General features: G+C 58.9%; 5 protein-coding genes and 1 tRNA gene. 5 read left to right on the top strand and 1 reads right to left on the bottom strand.

Translation table 11 applies throughout. The features are described 5' to 3' along the window. The first annotated feature begins 71 nt into the window (after positions 1-71). Both HNQ81_RS18320 and HNQ81_RS17095 read left to right on the top strand, forming a co-directional pair. The gene (locus tag HNQ81_RS18320; protein WP_492212471.1) at positions 72-569 is read left to right on the top strand and encodes an AAA-type ATPase lid domain-containing protein; all 498 of its coding nucleotides are present in this window, start codon (positions 72-74) and stop codon (positions 567-569) included. A gap of 87 nt (positions 570-656) precedes the next feature. Further along, positions 657-1,214 (top strand): PilZ domain-containing protein, encoded by a 558-nt coding sequence (locus HNQ81_RS17095; RefSeq protein ID WP_183352619.1) that lies wholly within the window; start codon positions 657-659, stop codon positions 1,212-1,214. On the opposite strand, the gene HNQ81_RS17090 is transcribed toward HNQ81_RS17095, so the two are convergent. Further along, positions 1,211-2,782 (bottom strand): AmpG family muropeptide MFS transporter, encoded by a 1,572-nt coding sequence (locus tag HNQ81_RS17090; protein WP_183352618.1) that lies wholly within the window; start codon positions 2,780-2,782, stop codon positions 1,211-1,213. The two genes, HNQ81_RS17095 and HNQ81_RS17090, sit on opposite strands and share 4 nt — an antisense overlap. 232 nt (positions 2,783-3,014) lie before the next feature. On the opposite strand from HNQ81_RS17090, the gene cysS reads away from it, so the two are divergent. The 3 genes from cysS (at position 3,015) to HNQ81_RS17075 (ending at position 5,469) form a co-directional block, all read left to right on the top strand. After that, positions 3,015-4,484: a cysteine--tRNA ligase gene (gene cysS, locus HNQ81_RS17085; protein ID WP_183352617.1), complete on the top strand. Its 1,470-nt coding sequence runs from the start codon at positions 3,015-3,017 to the stop codon at positions 4,482-4,484. A 26-nt stretch (positions 4,485-4,510) separates the two neighbouring features. After that, positions 4,511-5,317 (top strand): AmmeMemoRadiSam system protein B, encoded by an 807-nt coding sequence (gene amrB, locus HNQ81_RS17080; protein ID WP_183352615.1) that lies wholly within the window; start codon positions 4,511-4,513, stop codon positions 5,315-5,317. Positions 5,318-5,395: 78 nt separating this feature from the next. Further along, positions 5,396-5,469 (top strand) — tRNA-Gln (locus tag HNQ81_RS17075). The last annotated feature ends 178 nt before the right edge of the window (positions 5,470-5,647 follow it).

The following is a 5,647-nucleotide window of genomic DNA, read 5'->3' as shown; positions in this document are numbered from 1 at the left end:
TACAATGGTTGATCGGTTAACCTATATAGCCTTACAAACTCAGCCGGTCCCGCAGCGCCTGCTCAAGCTGGCTGAAGTTCGATGGTAATCAGATAAATATTTCAATTCCACCGCTGCGCCAGCGGAAAGAGGACATTGTCGATCTCGTCACCCATTTCGTCAGACGATATCGCCAGGCATTCAAGAAGGATATCAATTTTCTCCCCCAATCGGTCATCAACCGCCTGCTGCGCCATGAATGGCCCGGCAATGTGCGGGAACTGGAAAATGTCATCCAACGCGCGGTGCTGATGGCAAAAGGCAATATTATCACCGAGAACGAACTGATCTTCGACATCCCGGCCGAGGCCGAACAGCCGACAGGCCCCTCTCCCACTTCCTATCTGCAACGCCTGGAGGGAATGCCGCTCAAGGGAATGATCGCCGAGCTCGAACGGGAGATCATCCTGCATTCACTCGAGAAAAACAGAGGCAACGTCGCCATGACCGCAACTGATCTGCAGCTTGGCAAGACGGCATTCTACGACAAGATGAAACGGTACGACATTGTACCGAAAGAGCTTAAATAGCACTGACGGCATGTATTTTGCATTGAATATACTGGCTCACTATGTCATTGATTGTCGTTTTATCCCTATTGCAGACATCGGAACGGTATGGCCGAAATAATCCCAGACAAGAAATCCTGCCCCTACTGGTCTCCTCTCTCGTTGAAGTGCAGCCTCTACAGTGAAGGACTGTTCATTCCGCTGGAGAACCATATCGAGATCTACTGTCGGACGGAAGCCTTCACGATGTGTATGCAGTACAGCCTCAGCAGCGAATCCTGCCATCGTTCCCTTCCCGAAAACACCGCCGCTCCCCATGACAACCGCCGCCGCCATATCCGGGTGGAGGGCAGGCATCGTCTCATCCTGATGCGGCTCAACCGCTCCGGAACTTCCGTCCCCCAGGCCGCGACCCTGGCCAGGACCATAGACCTGAGCATCGGCGGACTGCGCCTGCAAACCGCAGAACCGCTGGCCAGCGATACTGTCATCCAGTTTTCGTTCGACGAATGTGCCCCTGATTTTCCTGTCGCCGGAACAGCCACCGTCAAATGGTGCCATCCCCTGCCCGACTCTTCCGAGTACCAGTCAGGCCTCGCCTTCGCCAACGAACAGACGGCTGAAGCCATGGGAATATATCTCCGCACCAGCCGCCATCTCCGTTAACGATCTCCCTGCGATACCGCCGTCATCGTCATCCGCACCAGCCAGATCAGTCCCAGCACCGGGATGCCCATCACCGCCGTCATCAGGAAGAACGTTTCATAGCCGAACGCGGTAACGAGCGAGCCTGAGTAACCGCCGATCAATTTCGGCATCAAGGTCATGATCGAACTGAATATCGCATACTGGACCGCGGTAAAGGAAACGCTCGTCAGGCTGGAAAGAAAGGCGACAAAGGCCGTGGTCGCCAGGCCGGCGCTCAGGTTGTCGGCAGCGATGACCAGCGCCAGGAAAGCGGTGTCCTTGCCGGCGCCGGCCAAGAACATGAACAGCAGATTGGTGATCGCCGACAGGAAGGCCCCCAGCAGCAGTATCGTGTTCACCCCGAAGCGCAGGGTCAGCATCCCGCCGAAAAACCCGCCGAGCAGCGTCATAGCCAAGCCGAACGTCTGCGAAACGTAGGCGATGGTCTCCTTGCTGTACCCCATATCGAGATAAAACACGTTGGCCACCACCCCGAGCACGACATCGGACAGCCGATAGAATCCGACGAGGGCGAGCACCAGCAGCGCCGACCGGAGGCGGTAGCGGCTGAAAAAGTCACGCACCGGGAAGGCATAGGTGACCTCGACCATTTTACGGTCGACGAAACGCGTCGCCACGCCGAGCCGGGCTATCGTCAACGCGGCGACAACGGCAAGGAAGAATCTCGGGACCTCGACGATAAAACCGGACATGTGGCCGAGGGACGGAACCTGCAGGCGGAGGAGATCCTGGAGGTACTGAAACCAGGCGCCAGAGGCAAAAAAAGTCAGGGCGAAGCCGGCCGCCGACAGGACAAAGAGAAAGAAGAGGCGGCGGTACTGGGATGGCAGATAGGTGTACAGGTCCTTCCTCTCCACCGATGGTTCCTTGACGCGCAGCGTCGTGGCAACCCCGACCAGCATCACCGAGGCCATGGCAAGGTAGGTCAGGCGCCAGGCCGGATAATCATAGCCATCCGGATTCGTGGCGAGATGGGAGGCGAGCAGCAGGGCCCCGGCCCCGGCCACCAGCATGCCGACCCGGTAGCCGGCGATATACATCGATGCCAGCATGGCCTGCATCGATGGGGCGACACTCTCGATGCGATAGGCATCGATGACGATATCCTGGGTGGCCGCCGAAAAACCGAGAAGAACGGCGGCGCAGGCCATCGTCGTGAGGTTGCCGGGGTGGGCGGCGGGATCAACCAGGGCCATCGATGAGATGGCGGCCATGATCAGTAACTGCGCCAGCAGGAGCCAGGCCCGCCGTCGCCCCAGCCGTCTGGTGAGGAAGGGCAGCGGCATGAGGTCGACCAATGGCGCCCAGATGAATTTGAAGGAGTAGCCAAGGGCCGCCCAACTGAAAAACGTAACCGCGGAGCGGCCGGTCCCGGCCTCGCTGAGCCACACCGACAGGGTGGAAAAAATCAGCAGCAGTGGGATGCCCGCCGAAAACCCCAGAAAAAACATGGCGATGACCCGGGAATCGGTCCAGGCGGCAAAGCTCCGGCGCCACGGGGGTTTTTGCTCAATTTCAGCGCGCATTCTTGTCTTTTCCCCCCAATACGATTATCTTGTTGACCACAGGAATCAAAAAAATCAACATTTTTCAAAAGCTGCGCCTGTATCTGACTTCCTGTCGCCATGATGGCGGGAATACGATCCAACGGCTGTCGGGGTGCAGGGATGTCCTTTTTTACACTGTGACGGCGGCGAACGCCAGCCTTTCATCCACCACTAACGGATCGACCGACCCGATATACTTTCGCGCACAAGAATGACGATCAAGATCTTCAACACCCTCTCCGGGAAGAAACAGCCGCTCGAACCTATCGAGCCGGGGCATGTCAAGCTCTATGTCTGCGGCATCACCTCGTATGACTACTGCCATATCGGCCACGCCCGCTCCGCCCTCGCCTTCGACATGATCGTCCGTTATTTCCGTTATCGCGGCTACCGGGTGACCTATGTCCGCAACTTCACCGACATCGACGACAAGATCATCAACCGGGCGGCCGACCAGCACACCACCACCGTCGAGCTCGCCAATCGCTTTATCGACGAGTTCTACGTCGACATGGACAGGCTCGGCATCGACCGGCCCGACCTGGAACCAAAGGCCACCGAGCACATCCCCGAGATGGTCGACCTCATCGCCGAACTGATCGCCAAGGGGATGGCCTACCCGTCGGGGGGCGACGTCTACTACGCCGTCAACTGTTTTCCCCAATACGGCAAGCTCGCTCACCGCAACCTTGACGATATGCAGGCCGGGGCGCGGATCTCGATCAACGAGCAGAAACGGCACCCGATGGACTTCGTGCTGTGGAAGGGTTCGAAGCCGGGAGAGCCTGCCTGGGACAGCCCCTGGGGACCGGGACGACCGGGCTGGCACATCGAGTGCTCGGCGATGAGCCGCAAGTATCTCGGCGACACCTTCGACATCCATGGCGGCGGCAAAGACCTGATCTTTCCCCATCACGAGAACGAGATCGCCCAGAGCGAAGGGGCCAACGGCAAGCCCTTCGTCAACTGCTGGATCCACCATGGCTTCGTCACCATCCGCGACGAAAAGATGTCGAAATCGCTTGGCAACTTCCTGACGATCCGCGACATCCTCAATCACTATCACCCCGAAGTTCTGCGGTTTTTCATTTTCTCCACCCATTATCGCAACCCCTTGGATTTTTCGGAGACGGCGATGCTCGATGCCGCCGCCGGACTCGAGCGCCTCTACGCCTGCATCGCCCAGGTCGAGGCCCTGGCGAAGAGCCGGCCTCAGCCGGGGGAAGGCAGCATCGGCCGCAAGGATCTCGAGGCCATCGACGCCGTCGAGGGGAGGTTCCAACAGGCGATGGACAACGATTTCAACACCGCCCAGGCCCAAGGCATTCTGTTCGACCTGGCCAAGATCATCAACCGCCTGTGCAAAACCCTGCCCGCTCCCCCGGCCGCAACCGACGTCGAGATCCTCGACCTGGCGACCCGGACCATGAAGCGGCTGGCCGCCATCATGGGGATACTGAACGAAGAACCCGCCGCTTTTCTGCAGGCCCGCAAGGACCAGCTGCTGGCCGGCCTTGACATCGACGAGGACCGCATACTCGCTCTGATCAATGAACGCTACGCCTGCCGGGCCGAGAAAAACTGGGCGCGCGGCGATGCAATCCGCGACGAACTGCTCGCCAAAGGGATCGAACTGAAGGATGGTCCGGAAGGGACCACATGGAGTGTCAAGCGCAGCTGAGCCATTTTTCCGCCCGAGGTGACGCCATGCACCGATATCCAGCCGTAGCCGGCCGTTTTTACCCGGAAGATCCGAAGACCCTGGCCCGGGCCGTGCAGGACATGCTTCCGGCCCGGCAGAAGGGAGGCCGCAAGGCCATCGCCGTTGTCTCACCACATGCCGGCTATATGTACTCCGGAGCCGTGGCCGGCGAAGTCATCGGTCTCGTCAAGGTCCCGGAAACCGTGATCCTGCTCGGCCCCAACCACCACGGCCAGGGAGGTCCGGTCGCACTGTCGACGGCAACCTGGCGTATGCCGATGGGTGATGTGCCGGTCGATATCGACATCGCCGACCGCCTCCAGGCCGCTCCCCGCTCACTGTTTCAGGCCGATGAAAGCGCACACCGATTCGAGCATTGCCTCGAGGTCCAGGTGCCGTTCCTGCAGGCGATGCAACCCAGGCTCCGTATCGTTCCAGTGGTCCTGTCCCATCTCCCCTACCCCGTCTGTGTGGAGATCGCCAGTGTCATCGCGGATGTCGTCGTCGCCTCGGGGAAGGATATCCTGATCGTCGCCTCCAGCGACATGACCCATTACGAGTCGAGAAAATCGGCACGGAAAAAGGACACGATGGCCCTCGACCAGATACAGAGTCTCGACGCCGAGGGGCTGTATCGCACGGTCAAGGACAACCGGGTCACGATGTGCGGGATCATCCCGGTGACGATCGCCCTCCTCGCCGCCGTCAAACTCGGCGCTCGCAACGCACAGATACAGATTTACACCGATTCGGGAGCGGTATCGGGCGATACCGATCAGGTCGTGGGTTATGCCGGGGTCATCATCAGCTGATACTCGACAGATGTCCCTTTTTGCTTGACAGGGAGTGGCTTTTTTTCTATATAACTGACCGCATCGCACAACCCGTGCTGGGGGATGGTCTAATGGTAAGGCGGCGGACTCTGACTCCGCTTATCGGGGTTCGAATCCCTGTCCCCCAGCCAAGCAAATTCAAGCACTTAAAGCTGTTGCGCTTTGAGTGCTTTTTTTGTTCCCACCGGTCCTGCTCACCCCATGTTCAATCTGTATTCTGATTACCACTGAAACTCAGCCTCGACAGATTTATCCGTGATGGGACTCTATCTGTCCTACCAACCATGGTAAGGTACTCTCTCAGAACAA

It is taken from the genome of Desulfoprunum benzoelyticum (assembly GCF_014201505.1).
GTDB lineage: Bacteria > Desulfobacterota > Desulfobulbia > Desulfobulbales > Desulfocapsaceae > Desulfoprunum > Desulfoprunum benzoelyticum.
The sequence above is the reverse complement of the archived record's forward strand: the minus strand, read 5'-3'. Positions and strand labels throughout refer to the sequence as shown.